Here is a 25,045-nt window from a genome sequence, read left to right as displayed (position 1 = left end):
AGCCGAAGATGCGTACCCTCTGTGCATCGACCCTGATCGGCGAGTTCTTCGTCATCGGCTTCGCCGGGCTCGTCGCCATGAAGGACCCGGACCTGTCGACGTCGACGGTCTGGCTGGTGAGCGGCATCGCCATGCTGCTGTGCGTGCTGCTGTGCGGCATGGTGACCCGTCCCGGCGGCGTGGCCCTCGGCTGGGCCCTGCAGATCGCCCTGATCGCCTCCGGTGTCTTCGTCCCGATCATGTACTTCCTGGGCGCGGTCTTCGCGGCCCTGTGGTGGGCTTCGGTGCATTTCGGGAGGAAGGTGGACGAGGCGAAGGCCCGCTTCGCGGCCCAGGCCCAGTCCTCCTCCTCCACGGCTGACGCTGCGTGACGAAGGGCCCGACACGCCCTGTAACCTCGTCCCACCGCACCCGCACGTCGTGTAAGGAGCCCCTCGTGAGCCAGCGCACCCTCGTCCTGCTCAAGCCCGACGCCGTCCGTCGTGGCCTGACCGGCGAGATCATCAGCCGCATCGAACGCAAGGCCGGCTGGCAGATCACCGCGCTGGAGCTGCGCACCCTGGACCAGGACACCCTGGAGCAGCACTACGGCGAGCACAAGGGCAAGCCCTTCTACGAGCCGCTGGTCGAGTTCATGTCCTCCGGTCCGGTCGTGGCGATGATCGTCGAGGGCGAGCGGGTCATCGAGGGCGTGCGCCGGCTCGCCGGCCCCACCGACCCGATCGCCGCCGGGCCCGGCTCGATCCGCGGTGACTACGGCGTGATCGTGCGCGAGAACCTGATCCACGCCTCCGACTCCGAGGAGTCCGCCGAGCGCGAGGTGAAGATCTTCTTCCCGGGCCGCGCGTAACGCCCGCCCGCCGCGGAAAGGTCCGGGCCACGCCCGGCCCTTTCCGGCACAGTCCTGGCATTTGAGGGAACGAGCGCCCCCGAACGCCCGTCTCCACAAGCGGGGCGGCACGCCATCTGGTGACAATGGCGGAGACCCTCGCGCAGTGTTCGTGCAGGCGCGTTTACGATGGAAGCCTTCACGTCACAGCACCCGCCTCGCCGACCTGACATGCCCTCAAAGGCTCAGGACGGCCAGATGAATCCGGATGGGGAACTCAATGTCGTTCATCGGCCGTGACATGGCTGTCGACCTCGGGACCGCCAACACGCTGGTGTACGTCAGGGGTCGCGGGATCGTACTGAACGAGCCGTCCGTCGTGGCGATCAACACCAACACGGGTGGGATCCTCGCGGTCGGTGCCGAAGCGAAGAAGATGATCGGCCGGACTCCGGGCAACATCGTGGCGGTCCGTCCACTGAAGGACGGCGTGATCGCCGACTTCGAGATCACCGAGCGGATGCTCCGCTACTTCATCCTGAAGATCCACAAGCGGCGCTATCTGGCCCGGCCGCGGGTCGTCGTCTGCGTGCCCTCGGGCATCACGGGCGTCGAGCGCCGCGCGGTCATCGAGGCGTCCTCCCAGGCCGGCGCCCGCCAGGTGCACATCATCGAGGAGCCCATGGCCGCCGCCATCGGCTCCGGCCTGCCGGTCCACGAGGCCACGGGCAACATGGTGGTGGACATCGGCGGCGGCACCACGGAGGTCGCGGTCATCTCGCTCGGCGGGATCGTCACCGCCCAGTCCATCCGCGTCGCCGGCGACGAACTGGACAACGCCATCATCCAGTACATCAAGAAGGAGTACAGCCTCCTCCTGGGTGAGCGCACGGCGGAGCAGATCAAGATCACGATCGGTTCGGCGTACGACCTCGACACCGACGAGCACACCGAAGTCCGCGGCCGGGACCTGGTGTCCGGGCTGCCGAAGACCGTCGTCATCTCCGCGGCCGAGGTCCGCAAGGCGATCGAGGAGCCCGTCAACGCGATCGTGGACGCCGTGAAGACCACCCTCGACAAGTGCCCGCCGGAGCTCTCCGGCGACATCATGGACCGGGGAATCGTTCTGACCGGCGGCGGAGCCCTGTTGCGCGGGCTCGACGAGCGGCTGCGGCGGGAGACCGGCATGCCGATCCACATCGCCGAGGACCCGCTGGACAGCGTCGCGCTCGGCTCCGGCAAGTGCGTCGAGGAGTTCGAGGCGCTGCAGCAGGTCCTGGACGCCCAGCCGCGCAGATGACGCGACTTGCGATTCCGCCGTACGAGACGTTCTCCTCTCGTGCGGCGGATCGTTGATATAGAGGCATAAGCTCCCACGAACGGGCCTGTTGGGCCGCGCCACCGCATGCGCGTCGTCCAGGGGCCCGACCGATTCCTACTTGAGGAAGGGCACGGCCGCCGCACGTGAGGGACACGAAAGAGAGCCGGCTGCTCCTGGTCCTGTTGGTCGCCATCGCGTTCGCGCTGATCACGGTGGACATCCGCGGAGGCCGGAACTCCCCGGTCGACGGTGCCCGGCACGCCGCCGCGGCGGCGTTCGGCCCGGTCGAGAACGGACTGTCCTCCGCGGTGGACCCGGTCGGCAACGCCGTCTCCGCGATCCGCGACTCCGGCAGCCGGCACGACCGGCTCGCCGCGCTGGAGAAGGAGAACGCGGCCCTCAAGGCCAAGCTCGGCAGCGACGACCGCAACCGCAGCCGCCTGCGGCAGCTCGACAAGCTGCTCAAGGTGGCCGGCGAGGGGCAGTACGGCATCAAGGGCGCCCAGGTCATCGCCATAGGCTCGGCCCAGGGCTTCTCCTGGACCATCACCATCGACGCCGGAGCCGACGACGGCATCAAGCGGGACATGACCGTCCTGAACGGCGACGGCCTGGTCGGCCGGGTCACCACCGTCGGCCCCAGCACCTCCACCGTGCTGCTCGCCAACGACCCGGACTTCACCGTCGGCACCCGCATGGAGGCGGGCGACGAACTCGGCTTCGCCTCCGGCCAGGGCGACCGCCCGCTGCGCGTGGAACTGCTCAACGGCAAGGCGGAGGTGAAGAAGGGCGACCGGCTCGTCACCTTCGGCTCGCAGGCCGACAAGCCGTTCGTGCCCGGTGTCCCGGTCGGCGTGGTCTCCCGCGTCGACCCCTCCGGCGGCGGCCTGACCCGCACGCTGTACGTCACCCCGTACGTCAGCTTCACCAAGCTCGACATCGTCGGCGTGGTCGTGGCGCCACCGAAACAGGACCCGCGGGACACCGTGCTCCCGGCCAAGCCGAAGCCGGTCCCGACGCCGACGGTGACCGTGACGGTCACCCCGTCGGCAGACGCCCCCGCCAGCGACGAGCAGCAGTAGGAGCTGTATCCCCATGCGTGTCAACCGGATCCTGCTCTCCATCCCGCTGGTCGTCGTGGCCCTGGTGATCCAGGTGAGCGTCCTCGCCCGGCTGCACCTGCCGGGCGCCGTCCCCGACCTGCTGCTGCTCACCGTCCTCGGCCTGGCGATGGTCTACGGCCACGTCGGCGGCGCCCTCGTCGGGTTCGGCGCCGGACTCCTCGCCGACCTGGCTCCGCCGGCCGACCACGCGGCCGGCCGGTACGCGCTCGTGCTGTGCGTCATCGGCTACTTCGCCGGGCTCGTCAGGCCGGAGAACGGCCGGCTCAAGTCGGCGGCCGGCCCGATGGCCGTCGTGGTCGCCGCCGCCATCGGCTCCACCCTGCTCTACGCCGGGGTGGGCGCCCTGGTCGGCGACACCGCCGCCCGCCATGTCGGCCTGCCCCGGCTGCTGTTCTCCGCCGCCCTGTACGACCTGCTGCTCGCCCCGTTCGTGGTGCCCGGCGTGATGTGGCTGGCCCGCCGCGCCGACAACGACCCGCTCACCGAGACCGGGCCCGCGGCCAAGGCCGGGGACATCTCCTCGGGCTGGCTCTCCTCCGGCACGGGTCTGCGCATCGGCAGCCAGCGCGGCGGCCTGGGCGCCCTGAAGGCCAAGGCGCGCACGCGCTCCGCCCGGGTCGGCCGCATCAAGGGGGTCAAGCGACTGTGAGGGGCGGGGAGTTCCACCCGGGTGAGTTCACCCGAACGGGTCAGCCTGGCCGGAACGCGGCTTCACGGGCTGGTCGTTCAACCTTCGTACGCGTTCTCGCACAGGTGCACTGAGAGGGGGAGGCAGCCGCAGTGACCAACATCCCCGAGACCGGTCGGACCCCACGGGTCCAGATCCGGCTCGTCGTGATCCAGATCCTCGTTCTCTCCCTTCTCGGCACGCTCGGCGGCCGGTTGTGGTACCTCCAGATCCGGGAGGGCGCCGAGTACCAGAAGGAGGCGTCGGGCAACCACGTCCAGCAGGTCGTCGACCCGGCCGTGCGCGGCGACATCCTGGACGCGCGGGGCGTCCCCCTCGCGGACAACGAGACCCGCCTGGTGGTCTCCGCCTCCCGCACCGACCTGCTGAAGCAGAAGGACGACGGCAAGGCCGTCCTCACCAAGCTGGCCGGCGTCCTCGGCATGAGCCCCGAGGAGGTCATGCAGAAGGTCCGGCTGTGCGACGCCAAGACCCCCCAGCCCTGCTGGAACGGCTCGCCGTACCAGCCGATCCCGATCACCGACGAGGCCACCGCCAAGCAGGCCCTGCAGATCCGCGAGCGCTCCGAGGACTTCCCCGGCATCACCGCCGAACCCGAGGCCGTCCGCCGCTACCCGGGCCCCGGCAAGTCCAACACCGCGCAGGTGCTCGGCTATCTCTCGCCGGTCACCGACGCCGAGATCCAGCAGGCCAAGGACACCGACTCGCCCTACCTGCGCTCCGACATGGTCGGCCGCTCCGGCCTGGAGCGGACGTACGACAGGGTGCTGCGCGGCAAGGCCGGCGTCACCCGCTACGAGGTCGACAACCTCGGCCGGGTCATCGGCAAGGCCAAGTCGGACGCGGCCGAGGCCGGTTCGAACCTGGTCACCAGCATCGACTCCCGCGTCCAGCGGGTCGCCGAGTACGAGCTGGACAGGGCGATGAAGGTTGCCCGCCAGCAGTTCGACAAGATCACGGGCACCAACTACAAGGCGGACTCCGGCGCCGTCGTGGTGATGGAGGCCAAGACCGGCCGCATCGTCGCCATGGCCTCGGCGCCGACGTACGACCCGAACGTCTGGGTCGGCGGCATCTCCGCCAAGGACTACAAGGCCCTCACCGGCAAGGACTCGGACTACCCCCTGCTCAACCGGGCCATACAGGGTCAGGCCGCCCCCGGTTCGACGTTCAAGGTGGTCTCCACGGCCGCCGCGGTCGAGGCCGGCTACCCCTTCGACGGCCGCTACCCGTGCACCAGCTCCTACTCGGTGGGCGGCCAGGTCTTCAAGAACTTCGAGGGCGAGAACTTCGGCCCCATCTCCCTGGGCCGCGCCCTGGAGGTCTCCTGCGACACCGTCTTCTACGGCCTCGCCGACCGCGAGTGGAAGAAGGACGGCGGCATCAACCCCAGGAAGGGCCAGCCGAAGGACTACTTCTACAAGGCCGCCCACCAGTTCGGCCTCGGCAAGGAGACCGGCGTCGACCTGCCCAACGAGGTCACCGGCCGCGTCCCGGACCGCCAGTGGAAGCAGGCGTACTGGAGGGCCAACAAGGACGCCTGGTGCAAGAGCGGCAAGAAGGACGGCTCCTACGTCGAGAAGATCGCCTACGAGAACTGCCTCGAAGGCAACAAGATGCGCGAGGGCGACTCGATCAACTACTCCATCGGCCAGGGTGACACCCTCGTCACCCCGATCCAGGAGGCCGTGATCTACGGCGCCGTCGCCAACGGCGGCACGATGTACCAGCCGACCATCGGCAAGGCGATCATCAGCGCCGACGGCAAGACCGTGCGGGAGATCAAGCCGACCAAGCGCGGCAAGCTCCCCGTCAGCCAGGCCACCCTCAAGGGCATGGACGACGCCTTCGCCGGCGTCATCACCCGCGGCACCGCGGCCTGGAAGTTCGGCGGCTGGCCGCAGGACAAGATCCCCCTGCACGCCAAGACCGGCACGGCCGAGGTCTACGGCAAGCAGACCACGTCCTGGCTGGCCACCTACTCCAAGGACTACACGGTGATCATGACGATCGCCCAGGCCGGTACGGGTTCCGGCGCCTCCGGTGAGGCCGTGCGCAACATCTACAGCGCCCTCTACGGCGTCCGGGGCGACGGCTCCATCGACAGCGGGAAGGCGCTGCTGCCCGAGCCGCAGAAGGGCCTGCCCAAGGTCCGCACGGACGGCACCATCACCGCCCCGAAGATCACCGGAGACCCGGCGAAGGACGCCGAGGCCGCCCAGAAGGACAACCCGACCAACGGCGACGACCAGCAGCCCGCCGGCACCACGCCGTCGCCCGGCACGGGCAACCGCGACACCCGCAGACGGCCTCGCAGGAGGGGAAGCCGGAGGATGCCCTCATGACCGGCGCGAACAGCTTCTCCGTCTCCGGGTACGGCCCCGAGCGGGCCGGCTGGACCAGACTCTTCGCCCGCGACTCGCTCACCCGCCGGCTGGACTGGCCGATACTGCTCGCGGCCACCGCCCTGTCCCTGCTGGGCTCCCTGCTGGTGTACTCGGCGACCCGCAACCGCACCGAACTGAACCAGGGCGACCCGTACTTCTTCCTGCTCCGGCACCTGATGAACCTCGGCATCGGGATCGCCCTGATGATCGGCACCGTCTGGCTCGGCCACCGCGCCCTGCGCAACGCCGTGCCGATCCTCTACGGCCTGTCCGTGCTCCTCGCCCTGGTGGTCCTCACCCCGCTCGGCGCCACGATCAACGGCCAGCGCAACTGGCTGGTGATCGGCGGCTTCTCGCTCCAGCCCGCCGAGTTCCTCAAGGTCTCGATCATCCTGGGCATGGCCATGATGCTGGCCGCCCGGGTGGACGCGGGCGACAAGCCGTACCCCGACCACCGGACCGTGTTCCAGTCCCTGTGCCTGGCCACCGTCCCGATCCTGATCCTGCTGCTCATGCCAGACCTCGGCTCGGTGCTGGCCATGGTGGCGATCATCCTCGGCGTGCTGCTCGCCTCCGGCGCCTCCAACCGCTGGGTCTTCGGTCTGCTCACCGCCGGTGTCATCGGCTGCATCGCGATCTGGCAGCTGCACATCCTGGACGAGTACCAGATCAACCGGTTCGCGGCCTTCGCCAACCCCGACCTGGACCCGGCCGGTGTCGGCTACAACACCAACCAGGCCCGCATCGCCATCGGCTCCGGCGGACTCACCGGCGCCGGACTGTTCCACGGCTCGCAGACCACCGGCCAGTTCGTGCCCGAGCAGCAGACCGACTTCGTCTTCACGGTCGCCGGGGAGGAACTGGGCTTCGTCGGCGCCGGCTTCATCATCTTCCTGCTCGGGGTCCTCCTGTGGCGCGCCTGCCGGATAGCGCGTGACTCGACCGAGCTGTACGGGACGATCGTCGCCGCCGGGATCGTGGCCTGGTTCGCCTTCCAGTCCTTCGAGAACATCGGCATGACCCTCGGCATCATGCCCGTCACCGGTCTGCCCCTGCCGTTCGTGTCGTACGGCGGCTCCTCCATGTTCGCGGTGTGGGTCGCGGTGGGACTGCTGCAATCGATCAAGGTGCAACGGCCCATGTCGGCGTAGCCCCGGCGCCCCTCGCCGTACCGGCGTTCCGGACACTAGATTCGGTGCATGGCGGATGCGAAACGCGAGATCGAGCGCAAGTACGAGTCCGACGACAGCGGGCTGCCCGACCTGACCGGCGCCGGCCCGGTGGCGGCCGTCCTGGACAAGGGCCTGATGGAACTCGACGCCACGTACTACGACACCGTCGACGAACGTCTGGCCGCCGCCGCCCTCACCCTGCGCCGCCGCACCGGCGGCGCGGACGCCGGCTGGCACCTGAAGTTCCCGGTCGCCCCCGGAGTCCGCGACGAGATCCAGGCCCCGCTCTCCGACACCGTCCCCGAGGAGATCGCGGCCCTCGTCCGCTCCCGCGTCCGGGACAGCGAGCTCGTCCCACTGGTCCGGCTGCGTTCCGCCCGCGACGTCCGGCACCTGCTCGACGCCCAGGGCGCGCTGCTGGCCGAGGCCAGCGTCGACGCCGTGACCGCCGAGCGGCTGAGCGGCGGGGGCGGGGTCGTCCAGTGGACCGAGATCGAGGTGGAACTGGCCGACGGCGGCGACCCGGCCCTCCTCGACCAGATGGAGAAGCGGCTGCGCAAGGCGGGCGTGCGTCCGTCCCGGTCGCCGTCGAAACTGGCCCGCGCCCTGGAACAGACGGCCCCTGGCAAGCGCCGGAAGGAGGCCGGCCCCCCTCCTCCGGTGACCGCCGGCGATCACGTCCTCGCCTACCTCCGCGCCCAGCGGGACGCCCTGGTCGAGCTGGACCCCGCCGTCCGCCGTGACCTCCCCGACGCCGTGCACCGCATGCGGGTCGCCACCCGCCGCGCCCGCAGCACCCTGCGCACCTTCGGCGCCCTCCTGGACCGCACGGTCACCGACCCCCTCGGCGCCGAGCTGAAATGGCTCGCCGGCGAGCTGGGCGTCGACCGCGACCAGGAGGTGCTGGCCGACCGTCTGACCACCGCCCTCGACGCTCTCCCGCCCGCCCTGGTCACCGGCCCCGTGCCCGAGCGGCTGGCCGCCTGGTCCCGGGCCCGGCACAGCGGCGCCCACGCCCACCTCACCGGCGTGCTGGACTCCCGCCGCCACCTGGCCCTGCTCGACGCCCTGGACGCCCTCCTCGCGGACCCGCCGCTGCGCGGGGCCGCCGGCAAGAAGCCGGACAAGGCCCTCGCCAAGGCCGTACGCAAGGACGTGAAGAAGCTGACGGACGTCATGGAGCACGCGCTGGCGCTGCCGCCGGGGCAGGACCGCGACCTCGCCCTGCACGAGGCGCGCAAGAAGGCCAAGCGCACCCGCTACGCCGCCGAGGCCGCCACCGAAGCGCTCGGCACCCCCGCCCGCGCCCTCACCGGGGCCATGAAGTCCCTGACCACCCTCCTGGGCGACCACCAGGACAGCGTCATGGCCCGCCGCACCCTCCGCGAGCTCGCGGCGGTGGCCCACGCGGCGGGGGAGAGCACGTTCACCTACGGGGTGCTGTACGGCAGGGAGGAGGCACGGGCGGCGGCGACGGAGGCGGAGCTGCCCCGGCGCTGGAAGGAGAACGGGTCGAAGGCGGCCCGGAGGGCGTTCGGGGGAGGCCGCCGGGCGGGTTAGGCTTGATGGTCCCCCCTGTCAGCTCATGAAGGTCGCGAGATGCCTGTCGAGTCGGTTTTCCCGCAGCTCGAAGCTCTGCTCCCGCACGTGCAGAAGCCGATCCAGTACGTCGGCGGAGAGCTCAATTCCACGGTCAAGCCGTGGGACGAGTGCGATGTCCGCTGGGCGCTCATGTACCCGGACGCCTACGAGGTCGGTCTGCCCAACCAGGGCGTCATGATCCTCTACGAGGTCCTCAACGAGCAGGAGGGCGTCCTCGCCGAGCGCACCTACAGCGTGTGGCCGGACCTGGAGGAGCTGATGCGGGAGCACGGCGTCCCGCAGTTCACGGTGGACAGCCACCGCCCGGTGAAGGCCTTCGACGTGTTCGGCCTCAGCTTCTCCACGGAGCTGGGCTACACCAACATGCTCACCGCGCTGGACCTGGCCGGCATCCCGCTGGAGTCCAGGCACCGCACGGTCGACGACCCGATCGTCCTGGCCGGCGGTCACGCGGCCTTCAACCCGGAGCCGATCGCCGACTTCATCGACGCGGCGGTCATCGGCGACGGCGAGCAGGCCGTGCTGGACATGACCCGGATCGTCCGTGAGTGGAAGGCCGAGGGCCGCCCCGGTGGCCGCGAGGAGGTCCTCTTCCGTCTCGCGAAGACCGGCGGGGTCTACGTACCGGCGTTCTACGACGTCGAGTACCTCCCCGACGGCCGTATCGCCCGCGTGGTCCCGAACAAGTCGGGCGTCCCGTGGCGCGTGTCCAAGCACACGGTCATGGACCTGGACGAGTGGCCCTACCCCAAGCAGCCCCTCGTCCCCCTCGCCGAGACGGTCCACGAGCGCATGTCGGTGGAGATCTTCCGCGGCTGCACCCGCGGCTGCCGCTTCTGCCAGGCGGGCATGATCACCCGCCCGGTGCGAGAGCGCTCCATCACGGGCATCGGCGAGATGGTCGACAAGGGCCTGAAGGCGACCGGCTTCGAGGAGGTCGGCCTGCTGTCGCTGTCGAGCGCGGACCACTCGGAGATCGGCGACATCGCCAAGGGCCTCGCCGACCGCTACGAGGACGACAAGATCGGCCTGTCCCTCCCCTCCACCCGCGTCGACGCCTTCAACATCGACCTGGCGAACGAGCTGACCCGCAACGGCCGCCGCTCGGGTCTGACCTTCGCCCCGGAGGGCGGCTCCGAGCGCATCCGCAAGGTCATCAACAAGATGGTCTCGGAAGAGGACCTGATCCGCACGGTCGCCACGGCCTACGGCAACGGCTGGCGCCAGGTGAAGCTGTACTTCATGTGCGGCCTGCCGACGGAGACCGACGACGACGTCCTCCAGATCGCCGACATGGCGACCCGCGTCATCCAGAAGGGCCGCGAGGTCTCCGGCTCGAACGACATCCGGTGCACGGTGTCGATCGGCGGATTCGTCCCGAAGCCCCACACCCCCTTCCAGTGGGCCCCGCAGCTGTCCGCCGAGGAGACGGACGAGCGCCTCGCGAAGCTCCGCGACAAGATCCGCGGCGACAAGAAGTACGGCCGCTCCATCGGCTTCCGCTACCACGACGGCAAGCCCGGCATCGTGGAGGGCCTGCTCTCCCGCGGCGACCGCCGCATCGGCGCGGTCATCCGCGCGGTGTACGACGACGGAGGCCGCTTCGACGGCTGGCGCGAGCACTTCTCCTACGACCGCTGGATGCGGTGCGCCGAGAAGGCCCTCGCCCCCTACGGCGTGGACGTCGACTGGTACACCACCCGCGAGCGCACCTACGAGGAGGTCCTGCCCTGGGACCACCTCGACTCCGGCCTGGACAAGGACTGGCTCTGGGAGGACTGGCAGGACGCCCTCGACGAGACGGAGGTCGACGACTGCCGCTGGACCCCGTGCTTCGACTGCGGTGTCTGCCCGCAGATGGACACGGCCATTCAAATCGGCCCGACCGGCAAGAAGCTGCTGCCTCTGACGGTCAAGAACGCGGGCCCGACGCCGGCCGCGAGTGGTCACTCGCACTGACGTGAGGGCAGGGCGGACGGGAAGAGGGTTTCGTCCCTGTTCCTGTCCGCCCTGCACCGGGTGGAGTTGACATGCGCAGTTATGCAGTTGTGTGGTCGACGAGCAGGAACTACTGCCGCCCGTTCGTCAGTTGCAGAAGTTGAGGATGGGCAGGAGGCCGTTGCCGCACTGGAACTCGTCGCCGCCGCCACCGCCGCCGCCATGGCCGAGGGCTGGAGCGGCCTTCGTGGCGACGTGCGCAGCGGGCGTCGCGGCCACGGCGGACGTGGCGGTCGCCACCCCCGCCGCACAGATGATGCCCACGGCGGCGCTCACCGCGAATACTCGCGGCATACGGGAAACGGCCTTCTTGGAGTGAGGTGTTGTGTTCATGGACTCACCATGCACACCCCCGCGACCAGGTGCGCGCCGAGCGCATCCGAGCGGGTGAGCCACCCCCGGGCCGGATCGGGACGCGCTTTAGGGGGCCACGGCGGCGTGGGCGGACAGCGGTCCACAGCACACCCCCAACCGACCTCTGTGCGGGACTGGTTGCCTTCCTCGGCCCGCACCATCGCAGGTACGGCAAGGAGGCCGGACGGTCCATGAGCGGACGCACGCCGGCGTTCGGCCGCGCGATGCTCCCACCCCGGGCCGCGCCCCCGACTCCGCGGCGGCCGCCGTCACCGCGGCCCATGAGCACGCCGCGGCCCGCGTCGTCGAACTCCCGGAAGCGGGGCGGACGTTCCGTTCACCGCATCCCCGGCGCCGCGGGTCCGGCGGCCCGCCCACCCCGCCCGCGTTCCAGCCCTGGCTTCGCCCCCTCCTGCCCGTCTCCCCGCGGCGGTTCCGGCCCAGCGAGCCACCCGCCCTCTCGTCGGCCGCTCACGCCGAGGACGTCCGGGAGCTGAAGGTCATGGGCGTGAAGACCGGCTCGGGCAGGAGTGCGCGGCGGACCGAGACCGCCCTCCTCTTCAGCGGCAACCTGGTCGGACAGGTCCGGACGGCCGTACGGGACCTCGCCGCCCGGGTACCGGCTCGGCATCGTGAGACAGCCCAATCTGTTCGCGGAAGTGAACTCGTCGGCGGCCGACGTGTTCGTTGCCGCGTGGGACGCCAGGTTCCCCTACGGCTCCTGGCGGCCGGTCACCGCCATCCGCCTCGCCGGCACCGACGAAAACCCCACGACGACGGCTGAATCGGCCCAGAACCTTCCCGTGCAGAAGCCGGCCCGGCACGCTCCGCGAAGGGCGGCCGGCCGTGCCGGGCCTGCTTCTGCCGTACGCTGGCCTGTGCCGACTGATTCACCCGCGCGAAGTTCGCGCGGGGCGCCAGGAACACCCTACGGCCCCTGCTGCGTCGCCGGTGAGGCGGCGGCACGATGGGATGAACGAGGGGTGGCCGCACGAACCGGCGGGAGGTCTCCCAGGGCTCAGCAGACGGCGACGAGGGGCCCAGGACGACTGGTTCAACTGGGTGGTCCCCATCGCCCTGTTGGCCGGGGCCGGGCCGTGCAGTTCACGCAACGCTGTCCAAAGTCCTGCGCGGCACGCGTGACGTGACCGGATCCGAACGCGCGGTCCGCGCGTCTACCCCTGTATGGACCTGCAGAAGCCACCGCCCCCGCGCCACCAGCCCGAAGGGTGCCTCGTCGTCGCCGTCCGCCTTCCGGTGCGGATCGTCGTCCTGGTGCTGGTCGTGCCGGTGCGGATGGTGTGGGACGCGCTCGTCGTCATCGGGCGGCTGCTGCGGGACAGCGTGCTCAGGCCGCTCGGGCGGATCCTGGCGTGGGCCGGCCGGGCCGTGTTCGTGTGGCCGTTCGTGGGCCTGTGGCGGTACGTCCTGACGCCCGTCGGCAGGGCCCTCGCCTGGCTCGGCACCGTCCTGCTGGTGGTGCCGGCCGTGTGGTCCTACCGGTGCCTCCTCACGCCTCTCGGCCACGCCCTCGCCTGGGTTGCGGGCGGGGCCGGAGCCGGGCTCGCGTGGCTGTACGCGCGCGTGCTCACCCCGGCCGGGCACGCGCTGGCCCGGCTGCTGAAGGGGACCGGCGCGGTACTGGCCGCCCTCGGCGCCGGGGCGTACACGGCCGTCGCCGGGCTGCTGCGGTACCTGCTCGTCGTCCCCGCGCGGTGGCTGTACACCTGGGTCCTGGCCCCCGTCGGCCGGGCCGTCGCCTGGTGCGCGCGGGGAGCCGGGTGGCTGCTGGGACTGGTCGCCACCGGTGCGGGCCTGGCCCTGTACTGGACCTGCCGCGTCCTGTTCGTGCTGCCCGCGTTCGCGCTGTGGCGGTGGGTCCTCGCCCCGGCCGGCCGGTTCCTCGCGGTCGTCGCGCGCGAGGTGGGGGAGGCGCTCGGGCACGCGTGGCGGGTCGCCGGGCGGATCTCCCTGGCCGTCGGGCGCGCGCTGGGGACCCTCTTCCGGTGGATCTTCGTGGAGCCGGTGCGCTGGGCGTACCGGACCGTCCTCACCCCCGTCGGGCACGTCCTGCGGGACGCCGTCCTGCGGCCCCTGGCCGAGGGCCTGCGCGCGGTGGGACGGGTGTCGCGGGAGGCGCTGGCCACGGCCCGGGACACCGTGCGGCAGGCCCGCGCGGACTTCCGCCGGATGCTGTTCGGCGAGCCGCGGCAGCCGGCCGCGGTCGACCGGCGGGAACCCACCGCCCGCGACACACGTACTCTTGGTAGGAGTACGACCGCTCTCACGAAGGACTAGGACACTGGGCAAGCGACAGCCCGAAGGCCCGCCGCCCGCACCCGCGGTGCAGCGCATCCGACTGCGCTACACCAAGCGCGGCCGCCTGAGGTTCACCAGCCACCGAGACTTCCAGCGCGCCTTCGAGCGTGCGCTGCGCCGCGCCGAGGTGCCCATGGCGTACTCGGCCGGGTTCACGCCGCACCCGAAGGTGTCGTACGCCAATGCCGCACCCACCGGCACGGGCAGCGAGGCGGAGTACCTGGAGATCGCGCTCACCGAAGCGCGCGATCCCGAGACCCTGCGCGTCCTCCTCGACGAGTCGCTGCCCGCCGGGCTCGACGTCGTCGACGCGGTCGAGGCGCGGACCCCGGGCCTCGCCGACCGGCTGACGGCCTCCGTGTGGGAGCTGCGGCTGGACGGAGTCGACCCGGCCGACGCCGGACGGGCGGTGGAGGCCTTCACCAAGGCCGACGCCGTCGAGGTGCAGCGGCTGACCAAGAACGGCGTCCGCACCTTCGACGCCCGCCCGGCCGTGGTGAGCCTGGAGGCGCACGGTGCGACGGGTGATAGGCCGACCGACCAGCCCTGTGCGATACTGCGGCTGGTTGTTCGGCACGTGACGCCTGCCGTACGACCCGACGACGTCCTGTCCGGTCTCCGCGCCGTGGCCGATCTGGCGCCGCCGGTCCCCGCAGCGGTGACCAGGCTGGCGCAGGGGCTGTTCGATGAAGAGACCGGCACGGTGACCGACCCGCTCGCGCCCGACCGCGAGGCTGCCGGGGCCCTGACGGCCCAGCCGGCCGCCGCCGCGACGGCGCCGGAAGGTCCCGCGTAGGGACGGACGTCGTAGCGCCGCCCTCGTACTCGGGAGCCACCTGGGTCGGGCAGCGCACCGACCAGAAGACTTTCGCCAGGCCGTACCGACAAGGCGTACGGAACCGGCGAGACAGGACACAGAGTGCTCCCGTGCGGCGCCCGCGCCCCGGACGGCGGCCATCGCGCATCGCGCGGGCCGCGGACGTCAACGGCGGACGGTCCCCAGGGACCGGCGCCGGACCAGGTGCGGCGCCCGGGAGCCTGACGGGAGAAACGCCCGCATGCTCGAACCGACCGAACCCACCGAGGGTTCCGAACTGAACACTCCGAGCGACACCCTGCCGCCGCGCAGGCGTCGCCGTGCCGCCTCCCGGCCGGCGGGTCCGCCCGCCGCGACCGCGGAGGCGCCCGTGGAGGTCACCGTTCCGGCCACACCGCCCGCGGAGGCCGACGAGGTCACCGAGGTGACCGAGGACGTCAGCGGGGCCACCGGGACCGGTGAGGCCGCCGAGGCGGAGGAGACCGAAGCGGCCGCCGCCGTCGAGGAGGCCGCTCCGGCGCGTCCGCGTCGCCGGGCCACCCGCAGGGCGTCCGCGCCCACGGGCTCGCCGGCGTCCGCCGAGGCCGCCGAGACGGTCGTACCGGCCGAGCCGGAGAAGACCGCCGCCGTTCCCGAGGCCGGCGAGGTCGTCGTCGGTGAGGAGGCCGCCCCGCGCCGCACCCGGCGCCGGGCCACGCGCAGCGCGTCGACGCCGACCGCCGATGCCGCCGAGCCCGCCGCGACCGCCGAGGCCCCCGTGACGGAGGCCGCTGCCGCCGAGACCGCGCCGGCCGAGGAGGCCGCTCCGGCGCGTCCGCGCCGGCGGGTGGCCCGCAGGGCGTCCGCGCCCGCCGGTTCGCCGTCGTCCGCCGAGGCCGCCGAGACCGTGGTCCCGGCCGCCGAGGCAGAGACCCCGCAGCAGCCCGCTGCCGAGGCCGCCGCCCCCGCCGAGCCCGCTCCCGCGCGTCCGCGTCGCCGGGCCACCCGCAGGGCGTCCGCGCCCGCCGGTGCCCCGAAGGGCGCCGAGGAGGCCCCGGCCACCGCCCCGGTGACGCAGCCGGAGGCCGTGTCGCAGCCGGAGACGCCGGCGGAGACCCCGGCCGCCGAGCCGGAGGCCGCCGCCGTCGAGGAGGCCGCTCCGCGCCGTACGCGTCGTCGTGCCACGCGCCGGGTGTCCGCGCCCGACACCACGCCCGGCGCCGAGGAAGCCGCGGAGGCCGTGAAGGCCGAGGAGACCCCCGCCGCCGAGCCGGAGGCCGCCGAGGAGGCGCCGGAGGCCGCTGCCGCGGAGGAAGCCGCTCCGCGCCGTACGCGTCGTCGTGCCACGCGCCGGGTGTCCGCGCCCGACGCCGCCCCCGCCACCGGCGAAGCCGCCGAGGCGGAGCCCGCCGTGGCCACCCACACCCCCGAGGTCCCCGCGACCACGCACACCACCGAGCCGGCCGCGGCCACCCAGCCCGTCCAGGCGCCGCAGGCCCCCGAACCGGCCGCCGAGGCCGAGACCGGGGCCCCGCGCCGGACCCGGCGCCGGGTCGTCCGTGCCGCGTCCGGGTTCGCCGAGCCCGCGCGGCCCGCCGTCCCGCGGACCGCCGAGCAGGAGGAGGACGGTGCCCCGCGCCGGCCCGCCCGCCCGGCCGTCGCCGTCTTCCAGGCGCCCGTGTTCACCGAGCCCCAGTTCCAGACGCCGGAGCGGGCCGCCGCCGAGGCGGCCGCCGAGACCGTCGAGGTCGACGAGGCCGTCGAGGCCGCCGAGACCGAGGAGTACACGGAGGAGCGCGTCGAGAGCGGTGGCCGCCGTCGCCGGCGCCGCCGTGGCGCCGCCGCCGAGGAGAGCGGGCCGGCCGAGGCCGCCGCCGAGGAGGAGCCCGAGGAGGCCGACGAGGCCCCGGAGGCCGCCGACGACTTCGCCGAGGGCGAGGACGGCGACGATACCGAGGGCGCCGAGGGCTTCGAGGAGTCCGGCTCGCGCCGTCGCCGCCGCCGCGGCGGACGCCGTCGCCGGCGCGGTGACGCGGGCGACGGCGACTCCGGCGAGGGCGTGGACGCCGACGCGGAGGAACTGGCCGCCGAGCAGGCCGCGCAGGACGCCGAGGACACCGCCGAGCAGGAGGAAGAGGACGCCGACGAGGCGCGCGGCGAGGAGTCGGGCGGCTCCAGCTCCAGCACCCGCCGTCGCCGTCGCCGGCGCCGCCGGGCCGGTGACACCTCCGTGGACGCCGAGCCGTCCGACGACGACCCGGAGCGCACCGTCGTCAAGGTCCGCGAGCCGCGCAAGCCCAGCGAGCCGTCCGACGAGGTGCAGTCCATCAAGGGCTCGACCCGTCTGGAGGCCAAGAAGCAGCGCCGCCGGGAAGGCCGTGAGCAGGGGCGCCGACGCGTCCCGATCATCACCGAGGCCGAGTTCCTGGCCCGCCGCGAGGCCGTCGAGCGCGTGATGGTCGTCCGTCAGCACGGCGAGCGCACGCAGATCGGCGTCCTGGAGGACGGCGTGCTCGTCGAGCACTACGTCAACAAGGAGCAGTCGACCTCGTACGTCGGCAACGTCTACCTGGGCAAGGTCCAGAACGTGCTGCCGTCGATGGAGGCCGCCTTCATCGACATCGGCAAGGGGCGCAACGCGGTCCTGTACGCCGGTGAGGTGAACTTCGAGGCGCTCGGCATGGCGGGCGGGCCGCGCCGGATCGAGGCGGCGCTCAAGTCCGGCCAGTCCGTCCTCGTGCAGGTCACGAAGGACCCGATCGGGCACAAGGGCGCGCGGCTCACCAGCCAGGTCTCCCTCCCCGGGCGCTACCTCGTGTACGTGCCCGAGGGCTCGATGACCGGCATCAGCCGCAAGCTGCCCGACACCGAGCGGGCCCGGCTGAAGACCATCCTCAAGAAGATCGTCCCCGAGGACGCGGGCGTCATCGTGCGCACCGCCGCCGAGGGCGCGAGCGAGGACGAGCTGCGCCGCGACGTCGAGCGGCTCCAGGCGCAGTGGGAGGAGATCCAGAAGAAGGCCAAGAACGGCGGCAGCGCTCCGACGCTGCTGTACGGCGAGCCGGACATGACCGTCCGGGTCGTGCGCGACATCTTCAACGAGGACTTCTCCAAGGTCATCGTCAGCGGTGACGAGGCCTGGCAGACGATCCACGGGTACGTCTCGCACGTCGCCCCGGACCTGGCCGGCCGGCTGTCGAAGTGGACCTCCGAGGTCGACGTCTTCGCCACCTACCGGATCGACGAGCAGCTCGCCAAGGCGCTGGACCGCAAGGTCTGGCTGCCCAGCGGCGGTTCGCTGGTGATCGACCGGACCGAGGCGATGGTCGTCATCGACGTCAACACCGGCAAGTTCACCGGCCAGGGCGGCAACCTGGAGGAGACGGTCACCAGGAACAACCTGGAGGCGGCCGAGGAGATCGTGCGCCAGCTGCGGCTGCGCGACCTCGGCGGCATCATCGTGATCGACTTCATCGACATGGTGCTGGAGTCCAACCGGGACCTGGTGCTGCGCCGCCTGCTGGAGTGCCTGGGCCGCGACCGTACGAAGCACCAGGTCGCGGAGGTGACCTCGCTGGGTCTCGTCCAGATGACCCGCAAGCGGGTGGGCCAGGGGCTGCTGGAGTCGTTCTCCGAGACCTGTGTCCACTGCAACGGGCGCGGTGTCATCGTCCACCTGGACCAGGCGACCGCGAACGGTGGCGGCGGCAAGCGCAAGAAGCGCGGCCGGGGCGCCGAGGCGCCGGAGCCCGCGCACGAGCACGTGCACGAGACCGCCGCCGTGGCCGTGGAGACCGGCGAGGCCGTCGAGCCCGAGGTGGAGACCGCCGTGGAGGTGGCCGCCGAGGCCGCCGAGCCGGTGGCCCTGCCCGCGCCCGAGTTCGCGCCGGACGAGGAGCTGTACAGCAGCGTCGCCGAGGCGGAGGCGGCGGCCACCCGTGGCCGTACGCGGCGCCGGGCGAGCCGCCGGGTGTCGGCTCCGGCGGGTGCGCCGAAGGCGGAGAAGGCGCCCCGGGCCGAGCGCGCGCCGAGGGCGGGCAAGGCCGCCGCGGAGCCCGCTGAGGCCGAGGCGCCGACCGCCCAGGACGTCACCGCCGAGGAGGCGGCGGCGCGCCCGGTGCGGCCGGAGCCGGCCGCCGAGGCGCTGGCCGAGCCGACGGCCGTCGAGGACCAGGTGGTCCCGGCGCCGCAGGCCGAGGTCCCGGCCGCCGAGGAGGCCGCACCCAAGGGCCGTACGCGCCGTCGGGCGACCCGGAAGGTGTCGGCCCCGGCCGGCTCGCCCGAGGGCGCCGAGGCGGCCGTCGTGACGGTGCCGGAGACGGCGCCCGTGGCCGAGGAACCGGCGGAGCGGCCCGCCGCGGACGCCGTGACCCCGGCCGAGGCCCCCGAGGGGCAGCCGGCGGAGGCCGTGAGCGCCGCCGCACCGGCCCGCCCGCGCCGTCGCGCGGTGCGCAAGGCCACCGCGCCGACCGCGCCCGAGGAGGCGGCCGTCGTGGTCGTCCCGTCGGCCACGGCGGAGGAGGCCACCGCGGCCGAGGCCCCGGCGGCCGAGGCTCCGGTCACCGGGGAGACGGCCGCCGAGGAGGCCGCACCGGCCAAGAAGACCGCCCGTAAGACGGCGGCCAAGAAGGCCACGGCGAAGAAGACGGCCGCCAAGAAGACCGCGGCCAAGAAGACGGCCGCCAAGAAGACGACGGCCAAGAAGGCGGCGAAGACCGCCAAGACGGCCGCCGCGAAGTCGACGGCGAAGAAGACCGCCACGGTCTCCACCGCCGCGGACGAGGACTGAGTCCCGTCCCACCGGGTGTGGTCCTGCCCCTGCGGGCAGGACCACACCCCTTGTCGGGGCCTTGGAGCGAGTTCTCCTCAGGGCGCCGGAGCCGAGTCAAGACGTACAGTGCCTCGGCACAGCTGAAACAAAGGAGAGAAACCGCGATGATAGGCCTCGTTCTGGCGGCCGGCGCCGGGCGCCGTCTGCGCCCCTACACCGACACCCTGCCCAAGGCTCTGGTGCCGGTGGGTCCCGAGGGCGCGGAGGAGTCGCTGACGGTCCTGGACCTGACCCTGGGGAACTTCGCCGAGGTCGGGCTGACCGAGGTCGCGGTCATCGTCGGCTACCGCAAGGAGGCCGTGTACGAGCGCAAGGCGGCCCTGGAGCAGAAGTACGGCCTGAAGCTCACGCTCATCGACAACGACAAGGCCGAGGAGTGGAACAACGCCTACTCCCTGTGGTGCGGCCGTGACGCGCTGAAGGACGGCGTGATCCTCGCCAACGGCGACACCGTGCACCCGGTGTCCGTCGAGAAGACCCTCCTCGCCGCGCGCGGTGACGGCAAGCGGATCATCCTCGCCCTGGACACGGTGAAGAGCCTGGCCGACGAGGAGATGAAGGTCGTCGTGGACCCCGAGAAGGGTGTCCGCAGGATCACCAAGCTGATGGACCCGGCGGAGGCGACCGGTGAGTACATCGGCGTCACCCTGATCGAGGGCGAGGCGGCGCAGGAGCTGGCCGACGCGCTGAAGACGACCTTCGAGCGTGACCCCCAGCTGTACTACGAGGACGGTTACCAGGAGCTGGTCGACCGCGGCTTCAAGGTCGACGTGGCGCCGATCGGCGACGTGAGCTGGGTCGAGATCGACAACCACGACGACCTCGCGCGCGGACGGGTGATCGCGTGCCAGTACTGACCCGGCTGATTCCCTCGCCGGTCGTCGTCGACATCCGCGCGGGTGCCCTGGACGACCTGGCGAGTGTCCTCGCCGACCAGCGGATCTCGCACTCCGGGCGGCTCGCCGTCGCCGTCAGCGGCGGCTCCGGGGCCCGGCTGCGCGAGCGCCTCGCCCCCTCGCTGCCCGGCGCGGTCTGGTACGAGGTGGGCGGCGGCACCCTGGACGACGCGGTCCGGCTCGCCGACGAGATGAAGTCGGGTCACTACGACGCGGTGGTCGGTCTCGGCGGCGGCAAGGTCATCGACTGCGCGAAGTACTCCGCGGCGCGCGTCGGCCTGCCCATGGTCGCCGTCGCCACCAACCTCTCCCACGACGGGATCTGCTCGCCCGTCTCCATCCTGGACAACGACGCCGGCCGTGGCTCCTACGGGGTTCCGACGCCCATCGCCCTCCTCATCGATCTGGACGTGATCCGCGAGGCGCCGATGCGGTTCGTGCGGTCCGGCATCGGTGACGCCCTGTCCAACATCTCCGCGGTCGCGGACTGGGAGCTGGCCAACCGCGTCAACGGGGAGAAGATCGACGGCCTGGCCGCCGCCATGGCACGCCAGGCGGGCGAGGCCGTGCTGCGGCACCCGGGCGGATGCGGCGAGGACGAGTTCCTGACCGTGCTGTCCGAGGGGCTGGTGCTGTCGGGCATCGCCATGTCGATCGCCGGGCACACCCGCCCGTCCTCCGGCGCCTGCCACGAGATCAGCCACGCGCTCGACCTGCTCTACCCCAAGCGGGCGGCGAGCCACGGCGAGCAGGTGGGGCTGGGTGCCGCCTTCGCCATGCACCTGCGGGGCGACACCGAGCGCGCCCTGCTGATGGCCGGCACGCTGCGCCGGCACGGGCTGCCCGTGGTGGCGGAGGAGATCGGGTTCGACGACGACGAGTTCGTCCGCGCGGTGGAGTACGCGCCGCAGACCCGTCCCGGCCGTTACACGGTCCTGGAGCACCTGGAGCTGTCCGCTGAGGGCATCAGGAAGGCGTACGCCGGCTACGTGGCCGAGGTCGCCGGCTGAGCCGGGGCCCGGTTTGACCCCTACGGTCCGGGCCCGTAACCTTGACCGTCGGCGTGTCCACTGAACACGCCACATCCCCGTAAACCTCTTCCTCCCGGACACATGGTTGGGCCGGGAGAGGTCGTCCGTGGTCTTCCCGGGCGACTGGCCTGCGGGGGTGCCGTTTCTTCGAGCGAAAGTGAGATCCGCGTGTACGCCATCGTGCGCAGCGGTGGTCGCCAGCACAAGGTTGCTGTCGGCGACATCGTTGAGGTTGACAAGATTTCCACTGCCAAGGTTGGCGACACGGTCGAGCTCTCGACCCTGCTCGTTGTCGACGGCGACTCCGTGACCAGCGACCCGTGGGTGCTGGCCGGCATCAAGGTCCAGGCCGAGGTCGTGGACCACCACAAGGGCCAGAAGATCGACATTCTGCGCTACAAGAACAAGACCGGCTACCGTCGTCGGCAGGGCCACCGCCAGCAGTACACGGCGATCAAGGTCACGTCGATCCCCGCGGCTGCGAAGTAAGGGACTGAGGAGAAATGGCACACAAGAAGGGCGCATCGTCCACCCGGAACGGTCGCGACTCCAACGCCCAGCGGCTCGGCGTGAAGCGCTTCGGCGGTCAGGTCGTGAGCGCGGGTGAGATCCTGGTCCGCCAGCGCGGCACCCACTTCCACCCGGGCGCCGGTGTCGGTCGCGGCGGCGACGACACGCTGTTCGCCCTGCAGGCCGGTTCGGTGCAGTTCGGCACCCACCGTGGCCGCAAGGTCGTGAACATCGTTCCGGTCGCCTGAGTCGGCTGATCGGAAGCTTTCGCGAGGCGGACCTCACTTCCCGGTCGGGAAGGCGGGTCCGCCTTTCGCGTGTTACCCACAAGACATACCCGGACGTTCCTTCTGGAGGCACTGAACCATGACCACCTTCGTGGACCGCGTCGAACTGCACGTCGCCGCGGGTAACGGAGGCCACGGCTGTGCCTCCGTCCACCGTGAGAAGTTCAAGCCGCTCGGCGGCCCCGACGGGGGCAACGGCGGCCGGGGCGGTGACGTCATCCTGACGGTCGACCAGTCGGTCACGACGCTGCTCGACTACCACCACTCCCCGCACCGCAAGGCCACCAACGGCAAGCCCGGCGAGGGCGGCAACCGCTCCGGCAAGGACGGCCAGGACCTGGTCCTGCCCGTGCCGGACGGCACGGTCGTCCTGGACAAGGCGGGCAACGTGCTCGCCGACCTGGTCGGCCACGGCACCTCGTACATCGCCGCGCAGGGCGGCCGGGGCGGCCTCGGCAACGCGGCGCTGGCCTCCGCCCGCCGCAAGGCGCCCGGCTTCGCGCTGCTCGGCGAGCCCGGTGACGTCCAGGACGTCGTCCTGGAGCTGAAGACCGTCGCGGACGTGGCCCTCGTCGGCTATCCGAGCGCCGGCAAGTCCTCGCTCATCTCCGTGCTGAGCGCGGCCAAGCCGAAGATCGCCGACTACCCGTTCACCACGCTGGTCCCGAACCTGGGCGTGGTGACCGCCGGTTCCACCGTGTACACCATCGCCGACGTGCCCGGTCTCATCCCCGGCGCGAGCCAGGGCCGGGGCCTCGGCCTGGAGTTCCTGCGGCACGTGGAGCGATGCAGCGTGCTGGTGCACGTGCTGGACACCGCGACCCTGGAGTCCGACCGCGACCCCGCCTCCGACCTCGACGTCATCGAGGAGGAGCTGCGGCAGTACGGCGGCCTGGGCGACCGGCCCCGCATCGTCGTCCTGAACAAGGTGGACGTGCCGGACGGCAAGGACCTCGCCGAGATGGTCCGCCCCGACCTGGAGGCCCGCGGCTACCGCGTCTTCGAGGTGTCGGCGGTGGCGCACATCGGGCTGCGGGAGCTGACCTTCGCCCTCGGCGAGCTGGTGGCGGGCGCGCGTGCCGCCAAGCCGAAGGAGGAGGCGACCCGGATCGTCATCCGGCCCAAGGCCGTGGACGACGCGGGCTTCACCGTCACCCGTGAGGAGATCGACGGTGAGCCGCTGTTCCGGGTGCGCGGCGAGAAGCCCGAGCGCTGGGTCCGGCAGACCGACTTCAACAACGACGAGGCCGTCGGCTATCTCGCCGACCGGCTCAACCGCCTCGGCGTCGAGGAGAAGTTGATGAAGGCGGGTGCCCGCGCGGGTGACGGCGTCGCCATCGGTCCGGAGGAGAACGCGGTCATCTTCGACTGGGAGCCGACGGCCATGGCCGGCGCGGAGATGCTCGGCCGCCGTGGCGAGGACCACCGCTTCGACGCCCCCCGGCCCGCAGCCCAGCGCCGCAGGGACCGGCAGGCCGAACGGGACGACTCCCAGCGCGAGTTCGACGACTTCGAGCCCTTCTAGGCGAGCCGCTTCGGGCGCGGGGGCCTGGCGCCGCGGGCTCGTTACAGCACCTTTACACAACTTCGCGCCGATCGTCGTACGGGTGACACCGAGCCGAAGTGTGGCGGGCGCTACGGTGACATGACCGTTGCGGACGGGGAGCGTTTGACCGGCGCTCCCCGCCGCGTGCACGTCGTGTCCCGTGGGGGGAAGACATATGGGCTCCGCGCCCGCCGAGCGTCCTGTCGTGTCCGTGATCGTTCCCGTCTACAACGCCGTCGACCATCTGCCGCAGTGTCTGCAGTCCATCGCCGGTCAGTCGATCGGGTTCGAGCAGATCGAGATCATCGCGGTGGACGACGGTTCCACCGACGGCGGCGGCGAGCTGCTCGACACCTGGGCCGAACGCCACCCCGGCCGGGTCCGGGTGGTGCACCAGGAGAACTCCGGCGCACCGGGCGGCCCGCGCAACCGGGCCGTCGGGATGGCCCGGGGCGAGTACCTGTTCTTCGCCGACCCCGACGACTACCTGGGCACCGAGGCGCTGGAACGCCTGGTCGCCGCCGCCGAGCGCAACGACTCCGACGTGGTCCTCGGGAAGATCAAGGGCGTGGGGCGCAAGGCCCCGGTCACCCCGTTCCGGGAGAACGTCGAGGGGGGTGACATCTTCACCTCCAAGGGCGTCTGGTCCCTCACCGCGCACAAGCTGTTCCGCCGCTCGCTGGTCGAGGAGCACGGACTGCGGTTCGCCGAGGGCCTGCGGCTGGCCGAGGAACAGATCTTCGTCGTGCCCGCCTACCTGCACGCGCGGTCGATCTCCGTCGTGTCCGACTACGACTGCTACTACCTGGTCCGCCGCGACGACTTCCCGCACCTGACCCACGAGGTCCCGGACCCGGCCCCCTTCTACGCGAACGTGCGGGACGTGCTGACCGTCGTGACGTCGCACGTCCCGCCCGGTGCCCGGCGCGACAAGCTGCTGTACCGGTGGCTCACCCTGGAGATCCTCGGCCGCTTCGACGGGCGCTTCGCCGATCTGCCCGAGGAGGTCCGCGCCCTGCACGTGAAGCTGGCGGGGGAGCTGCTGCGCGCTTTCATGCCGCAGACGCTCGTGGACCAGCTGCCGCCGCTCTCCCGGCTGCGCTGCCTGCTGATCTCCCAGGGGCTCGTCGAGGAACTCACCGCCCTCACCACGCTGGTCCCCAGGCCGGAGCCGAAGCCGCAGCAGCCGCCCGCGCCTCCCGCCGGGCCGGCGTCCGCACGGAGCCGGCGGCTCGCCCGGTACACCCCCGCCCGTGTGCTGAAGGCACTCGGACGGCGTCTGCGCCGGGGGCGCTGACCGGTCGCCGCCCTCCCGGACGGCACAGGGCGGGGCCCGGAGGTCGAACCTCCGGGC

19 protein-coding genes are annotated in these 25,045 nt (G+C 72.1%); 18 read left to right on the top strand and 1 reads right to left on the bottom strand.

Going from position 1 to position 25,045, the window contains the following annotated elements:
- Positions 1–8: 8 nt before the first annotated feature.
- The 9 genes from AB0946_RS02325 (at position 9) to AB0946_RS02285 (ending at position 11,082) form a co-directional block, all read left to right on the top strand.
- On the top strand, positions 9–371 hold the full coding sequence (locus AB0946_RS02325) for a DUF4233 domain-containing protein (RefSeq protein WP_366758752.1): 363 nt from the start codon (positions 9–11) through the stop codon (positions 369–371).
- 65 nt (positions 372–436) lie between these two features.
- Positions 437–850: a nucleoside-diphosphate kinase gene (gene ndk / locus AB0946_RS02320; protein ID WP_366758751.1), complete on the top strand. Its 414-nt coding sequence runs from the start codon at positions 437–439 to the stop codon at positions 848–850.
- A gap of 259 nt (positions 851–1,109) precedes the next feature.
- A complete protein-coding gene (locus AB0946_RS02315; RefSeq protein WP_014672705.1) occupies positions 1,110–2,129 on the top strand; it encodes a rod shape-determining protein in 1,020 nt (339 codons plus the stop codon).
- Between the two features lie 164 nt (positions 2,130–2,293).
- The gene (gene mreC, locus AB0946_RS02310; protein WP_366758750.1) at positions 2,294–3,232 is read left to right on the top strand and encodes a rod shape-determining protein MreC; all 939 of its coding nucleotides are present in this window, start codon (positions 2,294–2,296) and stop codon (positions 3,230–3,232) included.
- Positions 3,233–3,245: 13 nt separating this feature from the next.
- Complete coding sequence (mreD, locus tag AB0946_RS02305; RefSeq protein WP_366758749.1) at positions 3,246–3,923, top strand: rod shape-determining protein MreD; 678 nt, start codon at positions 3,246–3,248, stop codon at positions 3,921–3,923.
- 131 nt (positions 3,924–4,054) lie between these two features.
- Positions 4,055–6,307, top strand: a complete 2,253-nt coding sequence (gene mrdA, locus AB0946_RS02300; RefSeq protein ID WP_366758748.1) for a penicillin-binding protein 2 — start codon at positions 4,055–4,057, stop codon at positions 6,305–6,307.
- Complete coding sequence (gene rodA / locus AB0946_RS02295; RefSeq protein WP_366758747.1) at positions 6,304–7,500, top strand: rod shape-determining protein RodA; 1,197 nt, start codon at positions 6,304–6,306, stop codon at positions 7,498–7,500. Before mrdA ends, rodA begins: the two co-directional genes overlap by 4 nt.
- 48 nt (positions 7,501–7,548) lie before the next feature.
- Positions 7,549–9,081 (top strand): CYTH and CHAD domain-containing protein, encoded by a 1,533-nt coding sequence (locus tag AB0946_RS02290; protein WP_366758746.1) that lies wholly within the window; start codon positions 7,549–7,551, stop codon positions 9,079–9,081.
- Positions 9,082–9,120: 39 nt separating this feature from the next.
- The gene (locus AB0946_RS02285) at positions 9,121–11,082 is read left to right on the top strand and encodes a TIGR03960 family B12-binding radical SAM protein (protein WP_366758745.1); all 1,962 of its coding nucleotides are present in this window, start codon (positions 9,121–9,123) and stop codon (positions 11,080–11,082) included.
- A gap of 126 nt (positions 11,083–11,208) precedes the next feature.
- Here AB0946_RS02285 and AB0946_RS02280 read toward each other — a convergent pair whose 3' ends face one another.
- On the bottom strand, positions 11,209–11,454 hold the full coding sequence (locus AB0946_RS02280) for a hypothetical protein (protein WP_366758744.1): 246 nt from the start codon (positions 11,452–11,454) through the stop codon (positions 11,209–11,211).
- 1,206 nt (positions 11,455–12,660) lie between these two features.
- Between AB0946_RS02280 and AB0946_RS02275 the strand changes: the two genes are divergently transcribed.
- The 9 genes from AB0946_RS02275 to AB0946_RS02235 all read left to right on the top strand — a co-directional run bounded on the left by AB0946_RS02275 (position 12,661) and on the right by AB0946_RS02235 (position 24,988).
- Entirely contained in the window at positions 12,661–13,773 is a 1,113-nt protein-coding gene (locus tag AB0946_RS02275) for a hypothetical protein (protein WP_366758742.1), read from the top strand.
- 46 nt (positions 13,774–13,819) lie between these two features.
- The gene (locus tag AB0946_RS02270; protein ID WP_366758741.1) at positions 13,820–14,590 is read left to right on the top strand and encodes a TIGR03936 family radical SAM-associated protein; all 771 of its coding nucleotides are present in this window, start codon (positions 13,820–13,822) and stop codon (positions 14,588–14,590) included.
- A 262-nt stretch (positions 14,591–14,852) separates the two neighbouring features.
- On the top strand, positions 14,853–19,379 hold the full coding sequence (locus AB0946_RS02265; RefSeq protein WP_366758740.1) for an Rne/Rng family ribonuclease: 4,527 nt from the start codon (positions 14,853–14,855) through the stop codon (positions 19,377–19,379).
- Between the two features lie 146 nt (positions 19,380–19,525).
- Positions 19,526–20,278 carry a phosphocholine cytidylyltransferase family protein gene (locus tag AB0946_RS02260; protein WP_366758739.1) on the top strand — a complete coding sequence of 251 codons (753 nt, stop codon included), beginning with the start codon at positions 19,526–19,528 and terminating at the stop codon, positions 20,276–20,278.
- Complete coding sequence (locus AB0946_RS02255) at positions 20,266–21,327, top strand: iron-containing alcohol dehydrogenase family protein (protein WP_171156398.1); 1,062 nt, start codon at positions 20,266–20,268, stop codon at positions 21,325–21,327. Before AB0946_RS02260 ends, AB0946_RS02255 begins: the two co-directional genes overlap by 13 nt.
- A 189-nt stretch (positions 21,328–21,516) precedes the next feature.
- On the top strand, positions 21,517–21,837 hold the full coding sequence (rplU, locus tag AB0946_RS02250) for a 50S ribosomal protein L21 (protein ID WP_030653874.1): 321 nt from the start codon (positions 21,517–21,519) through the stop codon (positions 21,835–21,837).
- A 14-nt stretch (positions 21,838–21,851) separates the two neighbouring features.
- On the top strand, positions 21,852–22,106 hold the full coding sequence (rpmA, locus tag AB0946_RS02245) for a 50S ribosomal protein L27 (RefSeq protein WP_014672692.1): 255 nt from the start codon (positions 21,852–21,854) through the stop codon (positions 22,104–22,106).
- Positions 22,107–22,224: 118 nt separating this feature from the next.
- Positions 22,225–23,670, top strand: coding sequence for a GTPase ObgE (gene obgE / locus AB0946_RS02240; RefSeq protein ID WP_366758738.1), 1,446 nt, complete (start codon positions 22,225–22,227; stop codon positions 23,668–23,670).
- Between the two features lie 226 nt (positions 23,671–23,896).
- Entirely contained in the window at positions 23,897–24,988 is a 1,092-nt protein-coding gene (locus AB0946_RS02235; protein ID WP_366758737.1) for a glycosyltransferase, read from the top strand.
- The last annotated feature ends 57 nt before the right edge of the window (positions 24,989–25,045 follow it).

It is taken from the genome of Streptomyces sp. NPDC046870 (genome assembly GCF_040704595.1).
Taxonomy (GTDB): Bacteria; Actinomycetota; Actinomycetes; order Streptomycetales; family Streptomycetaceae; genus Streptomyces; species Streptomyces argyrophylli.
Note: the sequence above shows the minus strand (reverse complement) of the source record. Positions and strands in the feature narration are given on the sequence as shown.